The following is a 15,217-nucleotide window of genomic DNA, read 5'->3' as shown; positions in this document are numbered from 1 at the left end:
TTCTGAGAGAATCGTGCTTCAAAACCTTGCGTCTTCATGGTTCCGCGTCCTGTAGGGGCGAAGCATTCGGACAATAACTTATCGGTGAAACCGTAGATTTTCTATCCGAATGCTTCGCCCCTACTTTTTCAGCAAACCCTAATTACCTTCATTTTACCGAAACTTCGCCAATTCAGACTAAATCCGGTTATCAAAGACTGATTATTTATTCCCCCTATTGCAAGAGTGCCTATTGCCTGTCCTCATAAGTAGCCTATACTCAAGGAATTTAGTATTATAGTTATGGGATGCGCCCAAAACCCAACAACTAACAAGCCACAAACTGCACCGATCGAGGGATAATATAACCTTGATATTGACAATGGCGACTGATGAAAATTTTAATTATGGGTGGAACCCGATTTATCGGTGTTTCTTTGACTAAAGTGTTAGTAGAACAGGGTCATGAGGTAGTATTATTCAATCGTGGCAATAAACCCGCTCCGGTTGCTGGAGTACGACAGATACATGGCGATCGCACTGATCCAGCGCAACTGAAAGAAAAGCTTAAAAATGAGAGTTTTGAGGCAATTTTCGATAATAATGGCAGAGAATTAAGTGATACTCAGCCCCTCGTCGAGATTTTTAGGGAAAGAATCGGGCATTTCGTCTATGTTAGCTCGGCGGGGGTTTATCTAAAATCCGACCAAATGCCCCATAAAGAAGGGGATAAACTAGATCCCAAAAGTCGCCACAAGGGAAAACACGAGACAGAAAACTATTTAAGCGAGATGGGTTTACCCTGGACTTCCATCCGTCCAGTCTATATCTACGGACCGGGCAACTATAATGACCTAGAAGCTTGGTTTTTTGACCGTTTGGTTCGTAATCGTCCTATTCCTATACCCGGTCATGGGGAACATTTTACTCAATTCGGTCACGTTGTCGATCTGGCCAAGTCCATGGCGGCAGTATTGGGTAATTCTCAGGCCATCGGTCAAGTGTATAATATTTCAGGCGATCGCTATGTAACTTTTAACGGTTTAGCAAAAGCTTGCGCGGCAGCCATGGGGAAAAATGCCGAGGAAATCGAGATTGTTAACTATAACCCCAAAAAATTTGACTTCGGCAAAAAGAAACCTTTCCCCCTGCGGGTTCAACATTTTTACGCTGATATTAATAAGGCCACCCGGGAGTTAAACTGGCAGCCTGAATATGATCTCGTCAGTGGTTTAACAGACTCCTTCCAGAATGATTATCTCCCTTCCGGTCGCGATCGGCAAGAAATAGACTTGGCGATCGATGACCAGATCTTGGCAAACCAATAAAATTAATTTTCTGGTGGGGAGTTTTTTACTGATAACTGATAACTGATAACTGATGCAGCCTTAAGCGGTTATTGGACATTCCACCAACCGAAGGCCGGCCCGACAAAACGAATAACTAGCCAAACCCCGGCTAAAACTCCTATACCAATCCAGGCACCCCTAGTGGTTAACTTGTAAGCTTGGGATGCTTGACTTTTGGTAATCGGTAGCCAAGGCAGGATATTTTCTTCCTGTCCATACTTATCACCCAGGGCCGATTGACGACGTTTTGATTCACCCATACTAATGTCAGTTATTAAGAGGTTTTTCTCTGATTGTATATCGAAAGACAACGGCCTACACCCAATCCTAGTCCACCAAGGAGAGCGATCGAAACTAACGGCTGATGACCGACTATTATAAAATTAAAGGTTGCGACTGAAACGAGAATAATTATGGCAACCATTAACAGTAATTACTTAAAACTAAAAGCGGGTTATCTTTTCCCGGAAATTGCCCGACGAGTCCAAGCTTTTGCGGCAGCCAATCCCGATGCTAATATTATCCGTCTGGGGATTGGGGATGTCACCGAACCTTTGCCCCTAGCTTGTCGCGAGGCCATGATCAAAGCGGTGCAGGAAATGGGCGATCGCTCTAGCTTTAAGGGTTACGGGCCGGAACAGGGTTATGCTTGGTTAAGGGAGAAAATCGCCGTCCATGATTTTCAGGCTCGCGGCTGTGATATAAGTGCCGATGAAATCTTTATTTCTGACGGTTCTAAGTGCGATACGGGCAATATTCTCGATATTTTTGGGGATAATAACTCGATCGCTGTTACTGACCCAGTATATCCCGTTTACGTCGATACTAACGTTATGGCTGGACACACGGGAGAGGTCAACGAACGCGGCGAATACGAGGGACTGATTTATCTGCCAATTACCGCCGAAAATAACTTTACTGCCCAGATTCCGGCGGAAAAAGTCGATTTAATCTATCTCTGTTTTCCCAACAATCCCACCGGGGCCACGGCTACCAAAGAACACTTGACAGCTTGGGTTAATTATGCTAGGGCCAACGGATCGATTATCTTTTTTGATGCAGCCTACGAGGCCTTTATCACCGATGCCAGTTTACCCCATTCCATCTATGAAATCGAGGGGGCGCGGCAATGTGCGATCGAATTTCGCTCTTTTTCTAAAAATGCCGGTTTTACTGGGACCCGTTGCGCTCTAACTGTGGTTCCCCAAAGTCTCACGGCCAAAGCGGCCGACGGCAGCGATGTGCAACTCTGGAAACTGTGGAATCGTCGGCAATCGACCAAATTTAACGGCGTTTCCTACATTGTCCAACGGGGGGCCGAGGCGGTTTATTCCCCGGAAGGAAAATCACAAGTAGAAGAACTTGTCAAGTTTTATTTACAAAATGCAACAATTATCCGAGAAAAATTAACCGCCGCCGGTTTAGAAGTCCATGGTGGCGTAAATGCGCCCTACGTTTGGGTAAAAACGCCCCAGGGTCTATCGAGTTGGGATTTCTTCGATAAACTGCTACATACCTGTAATGTGGTGGGAACCCCCGGATCTGGCTTTGGGGCCGCCGGAGAGGGTTATTTCCGACTGTCGGCTTTTAATAGTCGTGCCAACGTCGAGGCCGCTATGGAAAGAATTATCGATAAATTTCCAGGCTAATCCTCAAGAGAGGGATGTTTGCGGAAGCATCCCCCAACAACCCCATCGGGAATTGATAGACTGTTGACATACTCACCGACAACGGCTCACCGATGCGACCCTTTTGGTTAGAATGCTTACAGGTAGAAAGATTAACGATCGCAATTGCTGGCCTACCGGCACATCTGCAAGGAACCAAGTTGGTGCAGTGGTCAGATCTGCACTGCGATGCACAGCATTTGCCTGTAGCTGTCCTGCAAGAAGCGATCGCCATTACTAATCAGGAAAAACCCGATCTCATCTTCCTGACGGGGGATTTTATTACCTATAGTCCCCAACCAATTTTTGCCCTAGTCGAGAGCATAAAAGCTCTCAAAAGTCAAGGGGGTATTTATGCTTGTTTAGGAAATCATGACAGTTATCTTCCGCAAGCAAGGGAAACGGTCATATCGGCCTTAACTAGCGTGGGAATTCGGGTACTCTGGAATGAAATCGTCACACCCTACGGCGAAAATTTTCCCATCGTTGGATTGGCCGATTATTGGTCTGGGGAATTTTTGCCGCAAATCCTCGAGCAAATTTCCCCCGATATACCCAGACTCGTCCTTTCCCACAATCCCGATACAGCCATGATTTTAAAGGATTGGCGCGTGGATTTGCAGTTATCTGGTCACACTCACGGAGGTCAAGTGACTATCCCCGGTATCGGTTCCCTACCGATAATTTTAGAGGAACTTAGGCGATCGCTGCCCGAACCCTATGGTCAATGGGTTCCCTTTCATCGGCAGTTTAGCAGAGTAGTCCGATACTGGCAATGGTCCGAGGGATTTCATCGAGTCGGGGAAAATCAATTATATGTGAATCGCGGCTTAGGAACCTATTTTCCCGGTCGTCTTTTTTGTCCCCCCGAAGTGACGGTAATTACTTTGATCAAAAGCAGTCAGTCTTGAATCAGTTATCAGTTATCAGTTATCAGTTATCAGTTATCAGATTTGAGTTTTAAGTGTGCAGCATTAAATCAGCTGTTGACTATATAAATTACTCGTTAAGACTGCACCGGAGTTGGGAGCAGGGAGGGCAAGTTTGAGCATTTGTACTAAAATTTCCCCTACGCAGTTTAAATTCAGTACAGCTTAGAAGTTTCCTACTGTCTTTTCACTGATTACTGATTACTGTTTACTGATTACTGAAAAAAAACCCTATGACAGAAAATAGAGATAACTTCAACCAAACTTATAAGGCACTAATTGAGCGCATTGTCAATCTAACTTTAGAAGGAAAAATTAGAGCTAAATCCCAGGTTTATAACCTTTTAGCCGAGGGAGTAAAAAATGGCACAGGAGAAATTTTTGAGCGTTGTTTAACCGAAAAAATGATCGTTACTCGCTCACAGTTAGAAACAAAAATTAAAGCCACTAGGGTTTTGCGGGCCTTAGAAACGATCGAAAGTGAATGGGAAAAATATCAAAAAACCAATCAGCAAAATTCTCTCACTGCAGCGGCGATCGATAATCTGGTAAAAATCGATCGAGAGGATCGTTTACTGACTTTAGTAAATTTAATTGATCCCAATCAAAATAATGCTTTAACCCTAGAACAATTACAACAGTTAGCCAAGCATTTACAGACAGTTGCTCAGCAGCGGGGAGAAGCGGATTTATGGCAAATTGCCACGGGGATTAATCTGGGGTTAAATACTTGGTCAAATTTATCGAGTTATCTCACCAGTTGGCTCTACGAACAAAATCGCAATCTTGGTTTTACTAATGATAATGAGCGAGTGACTCCTTGGCAAATTTGGGCAAGTAAAGTTAATCCCTCTTGGTTAAAACGAGTCTTAGAAAGTTTAGCTAATCAACAAGCTTTTGATCCTCTCACTCAAGATTTAACTTTAACCGATTGGGTAGAAACTGCCATTGTTTTTCAGTATATCCAAAGAGGACTAATTAACTTTTTTGATCAGCGTATCTATAGCGAAAAACTGGGAGCCAAATTATCCATTTCTACCTTTCTCACCTTTGCTTTAATTTGGTCACTTTTAACCAATAGTTTCGAGAAAGTTAGTAAAAATTCCCTCTATAGTCGTGGCTGTTTTCAGATGGCTTTACAAATTCTGAGAACCTTTGCTCAACGGGATTATTTTCCTTTATACGGGGGAATTTTTGCCGCCTTTTCTGGCAGTTATCTCAAGGAGGCATTAGATTATTTATCAATTCCTCTGCGTTATGTGGAAGGTACGGGAGAAAAGGCGAGAATTTTAACTTTAATTGCCTATTCTAATCGCATTCGCGGCGACTATCCACAGGCCAGAGAATGTCATCAACAAGCTTTAGAAATTGCTCGTCAACAGCAGGACTCTGCTTGTGAAATAGCTAATCTAAACCATTTATCTCGTCTCAATGCTATCCAAAAAAACTATACAGAAGCGATTAATTTAAGTCAGAGAGCTTTAATTTTAAGTCGTCAACAGGGTAATAGTTTAGGACAGGCTAACGCTTTAGCTAATTTGGGTTATAGTCAGGTACAGGAAGCGCAACAGTTAGAGAGATATGATCCCGAAATTTATCAAAGTTCGATCGAGTATTTAAAACAGGGATTAAAGTTAGCAGAAAGTCTCCAAGATTGGCAGAGTAAATCCCTTTGTTGTAGCAGTTTAGGTCTAGCCTATCTTATCCTCGAAAGACCCCAAGAAGCGATTAATATTCTCCTACAAGGATTGGAATCGGCCAAATACTACGGAGATGTATATCTGCAAGGTTTATTACTAACTTATTTAGGCGAAGCTTACTATCAAGACAAGAATTTTGAACAGGCAATTTATATGGGTTCTCTAGGAATGTATTGGCTACACGAAATCGGTGCAGTAGAATGGCGACAAGCTGCTAGTCTATTAACGGTTATTCGCGGCAAAAATATCGCAGCTTTTGAGCAGACTTTCAGTCAGGAACGTTCCTCCCTGATTAAATCTATTGGACTGGAAGGCTACCAATATATCTCAGAAATTCTCAGCAAATATCAACAGGGTAATTAGTGAATACACAGCATAAGTTATTAATTAATCTCTCGGTACTTTTTCCCCAACCCACGGGAATCAGTACCTACATTCTTAACCTCTTACCCTACCTAAAAAATTTAGAACCAACCCTACTAACAGCTAATAGTTATCCCGACTTTAACTGTTATTCTATCCCCAAAGGTCTCGGCCCTGATCGAGGAGCGAAAGGTCATTTAAAACGCTTACTCTGGACTCAATGGCAGTTACCGTCAATTTACCGACAATTAAAGGCGAATTTACTCTTTTCTCCCCTCCCAGAAGCGCCGATAAATTCTCACTGTCGCTTTGTCGTCATGGTCCACGATTTAATTCCCCTGCGGTTTCCCAGTCTTACTTCCCCCTTAACCCACTATTTCCGTTATTATGTGCCGCAGGTATTACAACAGGCAAAACATATTATCTGCAACTCTCAGGCAACGGCCAAAGATATCACTGAATATTATCAAATTCCCGCCGATAAAATTACTTCTATTCTCCTAGCCTACGATCATCATCACTTTCGCCCTATTGAAGATAATAAGCCAGAGCATCCCTATTTTCTCTATCTGGGTCGTCCCAATCCCTATAAAAATTTACCGCGTTTAATCGCCGCTTTTGCCCAACTGCCCCCAGATTTAACAGATTATCATCTTTGGATTGCCGGCAGCTTCGATCGCCGTTATACCCCCAATTTACAACAACAAGCGCGAGAATTGGCAGTCAGCGATCGGATTAAATTTCTCGATTATATCCCCTACGATGAGCTGCCCAAGGTGATCAGTCAAGCCACTGCTTTAGTCTTTCCTAGTCTCTGGGAAGGCTTCGGATTGCCCGTTTTAGAGGCTATGGCCTGCGGTACACCGGTCATCACCTCAAATTTGTCATCTTTGCCCGAAGTCACGGCAACAGCGGCAATTTTAATCGATCCCTATCGAGTCGAGGCCCTAGCCGATGCCCTAAAAATTATCGCTCAAGATCGACAATTACACTCAAAATTAAGTTATCTAGGCAAAAAACGGGCCGATGAGTTTAGTTGGCAAAAAACTGGTCTAGCTACGGCCGCAATCTTAAATCAATATCTAGGATGTGCTTGAAAAGTCTTACAGTGGGGACCCCAGACAGGTGACAGCGTTTCCCATCAAAAAATAATTTGACAGATCGGCAGCATTTGCTGTAGGATTGATGATCGTGACCTCAATTGGAGAGATGGCCGAGCGGTTGAAGGCGCAGCACTGGAAATGCTGTTTAGGGGTAACTTTAACGAGGGTTCGAATCCCTCTCTCTCCGTCCCCAAAGCACCTCATATCTATGAGGTGCTTTTTATAACAGAGCATAGGAGTCAGGATTCTGAATTCAGGAGATTACTTTTATTGATTATCTTCTCCCCTGCTCCCCAGTTCATAATTGATAATTCATAATTGATAATTGATAATTCCCACTCCCCAGTTCATAATTGATAATTGATAATTCCCACTCCCCAGTTCATAATTGATAATTGATAATTAATAATTATCTTCTCCCCAGTTCATAATTGATAATTGATAATTCCCACTCCCCAGTTCATAATTGATAATTGATAATTGATAATTCCCACTCTCTTATACTTTTTAAACAGGATTTAGTCTAATTCCCCATCGGTAAACCATCTTTACACTTAGCTAACCACTCCAATAAACTATCTAACTGCTGTGGTGGTTTTACCGCTCCTAAACCCCTAACCGTCACCTGTTTGGGACTATAAACAAAGCGTGATTGTATATGTTGGGGTAGGTGTTCTTGTAATAATTTCCACGCTGGCTCTTCCATGGGAGTTTCTAGGATAATATGCTGTTTTCCATCGGGTTTAATTCGCGAAAAACCGAGGGACTTAGCCAGATGTTTTAACTCGATTACCTTAAATAATTGTGCCACCGGTGCAGGAATTGCCCCGTATCTATCGACTAAATCGGCGGCAATTTGTCCTAAAGTTTTCTGAGAATTAGCAGTAGCGATCGCCCGATAGATATCCATTTTCTGCTCCAGATCGGATATATAATCATTAGGAATAAATGCCGTCAATTTCAGATCGATTTGGGTATCCTCCACTTGAGGAATTTCTTGACCTTGAATTTCCCGCAAAGCTTCCTGTAACATTTCCATATATAGATCAAAACCGATCGCTTCCATTTGTCCCGATTGTTCCGCACCTAATAAGTTACCCGCACCGCGAATTTCCAGATCCCTAGTTGCTAATTGATACCCCGATCCTAACTGGGTAAATTCTTGAATTGCCTTTAATCTTTCCCGAGCGGTTTCTGTTAGTTCTGCCTTGGCTGGATAAAGTAACCAAGCGTGCGCTTGTACTCCCGATCGCCCCACCCGTCCCCGCAGTTGATAGAGTTGCGCTAAACCGAATTTTTGGGCATCTTCAATGATAATCGTGTTAACTCTGGGAATATCTAACCCCGACTCCACAATAGTCGTACAGACTAAGATATCCGCTTCCCCATTATTAAATGCTAACATGGTGGTCTCTAATTCGGACTCATCCATACGACCGTGGCCGATGGCAATTCTAGCACCAGGAATCATCCCTTGAATTGCTGCCGCTTTTTCTTCAATTCCCTCGATTCTGGGTACTACATAAAAAATCTGTCCCCCCCGATCCAATTCATTGCGAATTGCCGTTCTAATCACATCAGAATTATAACTGGAAAGGTGGGTTTGGATGGGACGACGAGAGGGGGGAGGTGTGGTAATTAAACTCATTTCTCGCACCCCAGAAAGGGACATATAAAGAGTCCGGGGAATCGGTGTCGCACTCAAGGTTAACACATCAATATTACTTTTAAAAGCCTTAATTTTTTCCTTTTGGTTGACACCAAAACGCTGTTCTTCATCAATTACCAATAATCCTAAATCTTTAAACTCCACCGCTTTACTCAATAACAACTGCGTCCCCACCACTATATCCAATTCCCCCGTTTTCAAGCGCTGGACGATATCTTTTTTCTCGGAATTGGTGCGAAAACGATTTAATAAACCCACGTTGATGGGATAGGGGGCAAAACGTTCTTTTAGGGTGTGATAATGTTGTTGGGTTAAAATCGTTGTTGGTGCTAATAAAGCCACCTGTTTATGACCCGTGGTGACAGCTTTAAAAATAGCACGAATCGCCACTTCTGTCTTACCAAAACCCACATCCCCACAGACTAAGCGATCCATCGGGCGATCGCTTTCTAAATCCCGTTTCACATCCTGTATCGCTTTTAATTGATCGGCAGTGGGTTGGTAGGGAAAAGAATCCTCTAACTCCCGCTGCCAGGGATTATCCATCGGATAGGCAAAACCCGATTTTTGGGCGCGTTGGGCGTAAATATTGATTAAATCAACCGCTAACTTCTTAACCGACTTCCTGACGCGAGCTTTCGTCGCTTCCCACGCTTTGCCAGAGATTTTATGTAATTCAGGCTCTTGATTACCTGTATGACGATAACGGGAGAGATTATCAACAGAATCGGCAGGAACCCGCAATAATCCATCGGCATACTTAATAACTAGATAATCTCGACCTTGCACTACTCCGCTAATTGTGCTTTCCTGCTTTTCTAGTTTGATAAACTGTCCGATGCCATGGTGTCTATGTACTACAAAGTCGAGGGGACGGAGTTTGTTCACGTCCACCTGTACCGAGGCTGCTTGCCGACGTTTGCGGACGTAACCGGCAGTATTTAAAAGATGTTGTCCGAAGAACTCTCGATCGCTAACGACGACTATGCGATAGGTGGGTAGGATAAAACCTTCTAATTCAGCTAATCCTGAGTATTTTAGGGCTGTAGCGGTGTTTTGAATGATTAAGCGCTCGATCGCCCCAAAATCGAGGGGATTGGGGATAAATTGGGACGGACAGTCGTGTTCCTGTAATAACGAGACTGTGCGGGAGGGTTGGGCAGATATTAACCATGTAGCATACTTATTTACTTTAATACCGCTATAAATCTCTCTTTTTCCCCTTAAAATTTCCGCTAGTTTGGCGAATTGCCCCGGACTGGTGGGAATCGGACGACTGGAGAGATTAAGACTATTTTCGGAGAGGTGATCGTCTATTTCCGAGAGGTAGAGATGGGGAAATTTGACCGATATTTGCAGAGATTCGCCAAAAGAACGGTGAATTTTCGGTAAAGCTGGTTCTATCTCTTGCCAGCGTTCCCCAATATATTCTATCCAGCGATCGCTTCTAGCTTGACAGCTTTCCAGTTCATCAAAGGCAATAAGAGTATTTTCGGGGAGATAATCCAATAAAGAGGCAGGTTGACGGAAGGACAAGCCTAAAAATCGCTCAATTCCCTCTGGATAAATGCCATTAGCCAATTTTTCTCGATCTTCGGCCCCGAGATAATCGGCCACTGTGGGGGGAAGAGAAGGGGCAATCATCGCCGCGAAGCTAGTGGGAGTAAGAAGCAGATTGGGGATAGAATCGAGGGATCTTTGGGTGGCAGGGTCAAATTCTCGCAATTTTTCCAATTCATCGCCGAAAAATTCTAACCTGACCGGTAATTCTGCCGAAACTGGGAAAATATCAACGATATCGCCGCGACGACTCCATTGCCCTTCGGTTTCTACCAGTGAAACCCGTTCATATCCTAATCTAGCTAGGGTTAGATCGAGGTTTTTGCCTTCTATAACCGTTCCTACCGCAAAATTATCGCTATATTTCTCGAAAACCTCTCTAGGGGGTAAATGGGGCTGCAGGGCCTTTTCGGTGGTAACGATCGCCATTCCGGCATCTTGATGACTGATTGCCGATAATACCTGCATCTGTCCCCAAATCATCTCGGATTCCCGATTAAATGTCTCGTAGGGGCAAGCTTCCGAGGTGGGATAAAAGAAAACACCTTTCCACGTCATCGCTTCTAATTGTGCCGCCCAACGTGCCGCTTCCTCCAGATTGGCACAGATAATTAAAAGATTTTTTCCTTGACAACGGGCGAAAGCTGTGCTTATTAATCCTTTCGGTAAGCGGGCAAGACCAGTTAGGGTTAAATTGCCATTTTTCTCCAGTTTTTGGATAAGTTCGGCAGTTAAAGGCGATTTTTCAATGCTGCGAATAACGGAGGCAAAAGTCATTTTTTAGTGATCGGCGCTCGGTTTTTAGTTAGGGTTTGCGGCAAAAAGTTTTTCGTGGGGACAGGGTGTGGGGTGTGGGGTCTGGGGTGTAGGGTTTTACCGATTTTGAGGGGGTCAATTACTTAATTTTCCCCCCGATCACTCCCATGTCCGGTACTTTTTGATTTCCCAAAAAGTCTAAAAGTCTTACCCAACACGGTTTTTAGATTTATTCAGCAAGCTTTAGTTGAGATCTCCTGAATTTAAACTGTCTCTTGAGAGTTTTAGTACAAATGCTCAGGCTTCCTCTCCCAACTCCGGCACTCCAGTGCAGTCTCAACGAGTATCAGTTGTCAGTTCACCCACTACTTTTTGGGGTTAATTTTTTTGGGCTTTATTTGACTTGACCAGAGGGGGGTCGCAGGCGCATGGATTTTCCATTATCTATACAATATCATGTCAAGCGTTGCTTGGCAAGAAAAAATTTTTTAATTGCCAGCAAAAGATCGATGGCAGAAAAACCAGTGCATCTATACCACAATATTTTCAGAATGATAACGATTCTCACCGACTGTGATAAGATCAGAATCATAATCAGACTCAGTTAATCCGATGGGTAAAAATTTCCAGTTAACAGCGATCGCTTTAACCCTGACTATAGCCAGCTTAACAGCTTGTAGCGATTCCTCGGTCAAGGAAGAGGAAGCAAAGACACCCTTACAGGTGACAGTGAGTATCGTACCGCAGGAATATTTCGTCAAACGCATCGGCGGTGATAGAGTCAGTGTTAATGCCATGATTCAACCCGGGACAGATCCCCACACCTATGAACCAAAACCCGAACAATTAAAAACCACAGCCCAATCGCAAGCCTACTTTAAAATCGGTGTATCCTTAGAGGATGCCTGGAAAGATCGCTTAAACAGTGTTAACCAACAGATGTTAATCGTCGATACCAGTCAAGGAGTAGATAAAATCCCTTTGACAGCAGAACATGATCACGATCATGATCGTGATCATGATCACGATCATGATCACAGCAAGGAAGAAAAACATCAAGCTGGAAAAAACACCCTAGATCCCCATATTTGGTTATCACCAAAACGAGTCAAAGCACAAGCAGAGACTATTTATCAAACCCTAGCACAACTCGATCCCGGTCAGGAAGCCATCTATCGGGCTAACTTGGAAAAATTCAGTCAGGAATTAGACGCATTAGATCAAGAAATTCGGCAAAACTTGGCAGGGATTAAAAACAAAAAATTTATGGTATTTCATCCCGAATGGGGCTATTTTGCCCAAGATTACGGTTTAGAGATGATTGCGATCGAAATCGACGGTAATGAACCCAGTGCTGCCCAGTTAAGTCAACTAATCAAACAGGCCAAAAAAGAGAATATTAAAGTTATTTTTACTCAACCAGAATTTAGTCAGAAAAGTGCCGAAACTATTGCTAGGGAAATTGGGGGACAGGTAATCCCTATCAGTGCCTTTGCTGAAAATTGGAGTGAAAACCTGCGACAAGTTTCCCAAAAAATGGCCACAGTTTTAAATCAGTAATTGTTTGTATATGTCAACGATCATTACCATTAATAATCTCTGGGCCGGCTACGAACAGGAACCTATCCTCGAAGATATTAATTTAACCATTGAAGAATTAGATTTCCTGGGAATTATCGGCCCGAATGGAGGAGGAAAAACTACCCTCCTTAAGGTTTTACTGGGATTAATTAAACCTTGGCGGGGAGAAGTCAGTATTTTGGGGCAAAGTGTCGAAAAAGGTCGGGAATTAGTCGGTTATGTGCCGCAGTTTGTCGAATGCGATCGCTCATTTCCCATCACTGTGGGGGAGGTGGTGAAAATGGGGAGATTGAGCAGCAAAAAACTCTGGCAAGGCTATAGTAAAAAAGATGAGGTAAGGGTAGATAAAGCTTTAGATAGTGTGGGAATGTTAGCGTTGAAAAAAAGGTCGATTGCTGAACTTTCGGGGGGACAGCGCCAACGGGTTTATATCGCTCGCGCTTTAGCGGTAGAACCCCGTCTCTTGATTTTAGATGAACCCACTGCTAGTGTCGATCCCCAAATGCGTGCTAGTATTTTTTCCCTGTTGCAAGAATTGAATGAGTGGATGACTATTTTAATTATTTCCCATGATCTGGGAACCCTATCTACCTATGTTAAATCGATCGGTTGTCTCAATCGTCGTCTCTATTATCACGGCCAAAAATCTCTTACTGCTGCTATGTTAGAACAAGTGTATTGTTAAAAGGTGTCTCCCTTTCTACTGTCAAAACCCTTGACAAATCCCCGCCCTTGACATACACTTATATATAGAATGGGAATCCGTGCCTGCCTGCGAACCCTCTTTTTTTAGGTTAGATAAGCGTCAAGAAAATAAAAACCTAATACCTGACCAGCGCTAAAGACTTATACGAACAGGACTATCTTGCTTGGATAGAAGAAACGGCCAAACAACTGCGACAAAGACAGACAGATGTATTGGATTGGGGAACCAACAGAGACAAAAATTATTATTATTAGTTGTAAATTTCACTATGACTAGGCTCAATGTAATCGCTGTTATTTTGTTGATTAAACTTTAAAATTGTCATTGCTGGAACGCCAAGGGCGATCGCTTACAATAGGGGGAAAACTTTTAGAAAGCAACCTTTATTACTATTCTTACTCATGCCCACTCTATCAAGCTTCTATGGAATAAAAATCACCATGAACTATAACGATCACAATCCGCCTCATATCCATGCCGAGTATCAAGATTATGAAGCAGTTATAATGATTCACACAGGTGAAGTTTGTGGTCAAATGCCCAAAAGAGGACTAAATCTAATATGGGAGTGGCTTGATCTACACCAATCTGAACTATTGGAGAACTGGGAAAATGCGCGTCAAAGAAAACCTCTTAACAGAATCGATCCCCTTCCCTAAAAAGGAGCTATTTCTTCATGTTATCTGTGTGGAATATCTGGATAAGTATCAATTAAAGCTAACCTTTAATAATGGAATAGAAGGGATTGTAGATTTAGAACAAGAATTGTATGGAGAAATCTTTGAACCCTTAAAAGATAAAAGTTTATTTCAAAAAGTATATGTAAATAGTCGGACAATAGAATGGCCAAACGGAGCAGACTTTGCCCCTGAATTTTTATTTGAAATTGCTCTCGACAAGCAACCAGTTAGTATGGTCGGTGATCCTGTAGGGTACGCTAATGAAATGTAACGTACCAAATTGTTTTTTTAACAATAATTATCTGATTTGCGATTATTTTGGACTTTAGTGCGATCAGGTTTTCTTCTCATGGTGTGATCGCTTTTTGATCAGGAGTGGCGATCGCTAATTGCCCTCTTGACTTAAAAAATAGTTACTTAACGCGCTTTTTTGCTTTTAATCATGACGAATTTGTAATTATTCTGCGTTACGCTAACACATCCTAGCGTGCTACTATTCTGGTCAGTGATTCTTGACAGTAACCAGACGCGATCGCAGATTCAGATGGATCAACAGTTTCCTAGTGTCGGTAGTCAGACTAAGGGACTTTTAGTTAATGCCGATGGCTCTGTGGATATCTATTTCGGGCCGAAACCGCTTGCGGGTAAGGAAAATAATTGGGTGCAGACGATTCCTGAAACGGGTTGGAACACGATTCTTCGACTTTATGGCCTGCTTGAGCCTTGGTTTGATAAGACTTGGCGACCAGGGGAAATTGAGTTAAAGTAATCCTATTGAGAATCTGGCTGGATCGCCGATCTGTTGCTTGGGTTGAGGTGATAAAGTTCGGCGATCGCACTTTCACAAGCCAAAGCGATCACATTTTTAAAGTTTAATCAAGAATGAAGACTGCGATCACACAGTAGGATGTGTTAGCGCATAATAATTGCAAATTCATAGATGATTAAAAGCAAAAAGGCGCGTTAAGTAACGTATGTTACAGCGATAGCTCTTATCTCCTGTGCAACTGGACTTGACAACTCCTTTGTTTAAAAATATAGCAAAGAGCGGGATAGTTAGGACATAATAGAGAAAAAGAAATGAGGAGAAGCTTTCATGGCAGCACCCTATAGTGATGATTTAAGACAGAAAGCAGTGAGTGCCGTAGAGCGAGGGGAGAAAAAAAGCCATGTCT

At 42.9% G+C, this 15,217-nt stretch carries 12 protein-coding genes, 1 tRNA gene and 1 pseudogene; 12 read left to right on the top strand and 2 right to left on the bottom strand.

All coding sequences use genetic code 11. From position 1 onward, the window contains the following. Positions 1 to 371: 371 nt before the first annotated feature. Positions 372 to 1,307, top strand: coding sequence for an NAD-dependent epimerase/dehydratase family protein (locus IM475_RS18385; protein WP_287728679.1), 936 nt, complete (start codon positions 372 to 374; stop codon positions 1,305 to 1,307). 68 nt (positions 1,308 to 1,375) lie between these two features. On the opposite strand, the gene IM475_RS18380 is transcribed toward IM475_RS18385, so the two are convergent. Then, positions 1,376 to 1,588, bottom strand: coding sequence for a DUF2839 domain-containing protein (locus IM475_RS18380; protein ID WP_046661580.1), 213 nt, complete (start codon positions 1,586 to 1,588; stop codon positions 1,376 to 1,378). A gap of 153 nt (positions 1,589 to 1,741) precedes the next feature. Here IM475_RS18380 and IM475_RS18375 point away from each other — a divergent pair, with 153 nt between their 5' ends. The 5 genes from IM475_RS18375 (at position 1,742) to IM475_RS18355 (ending at position 7,277) form a co-directional block, all read left to right on the top strand. Then, on the top strand, positions 1,742 to 2,977 hold the full coding sequence (locus IM475_RS18375) for an LL-diaminopimelate aminotransferase (protein WP_287728678.1): 1,236 nt from the start codon (positions 1,742 to 1,744) through the stop codon (positions 2,975 to 2,977). Positions 2,978 to 3,069: 92 nt separating this feature from the next. Next, entirely contained in the window at positions 3,070 to 3,906 is an 837-nt protein-coding gene (locus tag IM475_RS18370) for a metallophosphoesterase (RefSeq protein ID WP_287728677.1), read from the top strand. Positions 3,907 to 4,157: 251 nt separating this feature from the next. Beyond that, on the top strand, positions 4,158 to 5,987 hold the full coding sequence (locus IM475_RS18365; protein WP_287728675.1) for a tetratricopeptide repeat protein: 1,830 nt from the start codon (positions 4,158 to 4,160) through the stop codon (positions 5,985 to 5,987). Next, on the top strand, positions 5,987 to 7,084 hold the full coding sequence (locus tag IM475_RS18360; RefSeq protein ID WP_287728673.1) for a glycosyltransferase family 4 protein: 1,098 nt from the start codon (positions 5,987 to 5,989) through the stop codon (positions 7,082 to 7,084). Before IM475_RS18365 ends, IM475_RS18360 begins: the two co-directional genes overlap by 1 nt. A 106-nt stretch (positions 7,085 to 7,190) precedes the next feature. Continuing rightward, a tRNA-Ser gene (locus IM475_RS18355) sits at positions 7,191 to 7,277 on the top strand. Positions 7,278 to 7,613: 336 nt separating this feature from the next. Here the strand turns inward: IM475_RS18355 and mfd are convergent. Continuing rightward, a complete protein-coding gene (mfd, locus tag IM475_RS18350; RefSeq protein WP_287728671.1) occupies positions 7,614 to 11,096 on the bottom strand; it encodes a transcription-repair coupling factor in 3,483 nt (1,160 codons plus the stop codon). Positions 11,097 to 11,687: 591 nt separating this feature from the next. On the opposite strand from mfd, the gene IM475_RS18345 reads away from it, so the two are divergent. The 6 genes and pseudogenes from IM475_RS18345 (at position 11,688) to IM475_RS18320 (ending at position 14,811) form a co-directional block, all read left to right on the top strand. After that, complete coding sequence (locus IM475_RS18345) at positions 11,688 to 12,635, top strand: metal ABC transporter solute-binding protein, Zn/Mn family (RefSeq protein ID WP_287728669.1); 948 nt, start codon at positions 11,688 to 11,690, stop codon at positions 12,633 to 12,635. Between the two features lie 10 nt (positions 12,636 to 12,645). Further along, positions 12,646 to 13,341: a metal ABC transporter ATP-binding protein gene (locus IM475_RS18340; protein WP_002792541.1), complete on the top strand. Its 696-nt coding sequence runs from the start codon at positions 12,646 to 12,648 to the stop codon at positions 13,339 to 13,341. 143 nt (positions 13,342 to 13,484) lie between these two features. Next, a pseudogene (locus IM475_RS18335) lies at positions 13,485 to 13,583 on the top strand (DUF29 family protein); the annotation flags it as partial. A gap of 180 nt (positions 13,584 to 13,763) precedes the next feature. Further along, positions 13,764 to 14,021 (top strand): DUF4160 domain-containing protein, encoded by a 258-nt coding sequence (locus tag IM475_RS18330; RefSeq protein WP_002792623.1) that lies wholly within the window; start codon positions 13,764 to 13,766, stop codon positions 14,019 to 14,021. Further along, positions 13,975 to 14,313 (top strand): DUF2442 domain-containing protein, encoded by a 339-nt coding sequence (locus IM475_RS18325; RefSeq protein WP_002737024.1) that lies wholly within the window; start codon positions 13,975 to 13,977, stop codon positions 14,311 to 14,313. Before IM475_RS18330 ends, IM475_RS18325 begins: the two co-directional genes overlap by 47 nt. Before the next feature lie 216 nt (positions 14,314 to 14,529). Beyond that, positions 14,530 to 14,811: a DUF1214 domain-containing protein gene (locus IM475_RS18320; RefSeq protein WP_287728666.1), complete on the top strand. Its 282-nt coding sequence runs from the start codon at positions 14,530 to 14,532 to the stop codon at positions 14,809 to 14,811. Positions 14,812 to 15,217 lie beyond the last annotated feature (406 nt).

This window comes from Microcystis sp. M061S2 (genome assembly GCF_020245605.1).
Taxonomy (GTDB): Bacteria; Cyanobacteriota; Cyanobacteriia; order Cyanobacteriales; family Microcystaceae; genus Microcystis.
This window is presented reverse-complemented; position numbering and strand designations above follow the sequence as displayed.

Excerpts from the sequence above, each read along its gene's own strand:
- mfd (WP_287728671.1), bottom strand. The coding sequence starts at position 11,096 with ATGACTTTTGCCTCCGTTATTCGCAGCATTGAAAAATCGCCTTTAACT.
- IM475_RS18380 (WP_046661580.1), bottom strand. The coding sequence starts at position 1,588 with ATGGGTGAATCAAAACGTCGTCAATCGGCCCTGGGTGATAAGTATGGA.
- IM475_RS18340 (WP_002792541.1), top strand. The coding sequence starts at position 12,646 with ATGTCAACGATCATTACCATTAATAATCTCTGGGCCGGCTACGAACAG.
- IM475_RS18325 (WP_002737024.1), top strand. The coding sequence starts at position 13,975 with ATGCGCGTCAAAGAAAACCTCTTAACAGAATCGATCCCCTTCCCTAAA.
- IM475_RS18330 (WP_002792623.1), top strand. The coding sequence starts at position 13,764 with ATGCCCACTCTATCAAGCTTCTATGGAATAAAAATCACCATGAACTAT.
- IM475_RS18365 (WP_287728675.1), top strand. The coding sequence starts at position 4,158 with ATGACAGAAAATAGAGATAACTTCAACCAAACTTATAAGGCACTAATT.
- IM475_RS18370 (WP_287728677.1), top strand. The coding sequence starts at position 3,070 with ATGCGACCCTTTTGGTTAGAATGCTTACAGGTAGAAAGATTAACGATC.
- IM475_RS18375 (WP_287728678.1), top strand. The coding sequence starts at position 1,742 with ATGGCAACCATTAACAGTAATTACTTAAAACTAAAAGCGGGTTATCTT.
- IM475_RS18345 (WP_287728669.1), top strand. The coding sequence starts at position 11,688 with ATGGGTAAAAATTTCCAGTTAACAGCGATCGCTTTAACCCTGACTATA.
- IM475_RS18385 (WP_287728679.1), top strand. The coding sequence starts at position 372 with ATGAAAATTTTAATTATGGGTGGAACCCGATTTATCGGTGTTTCTTTG.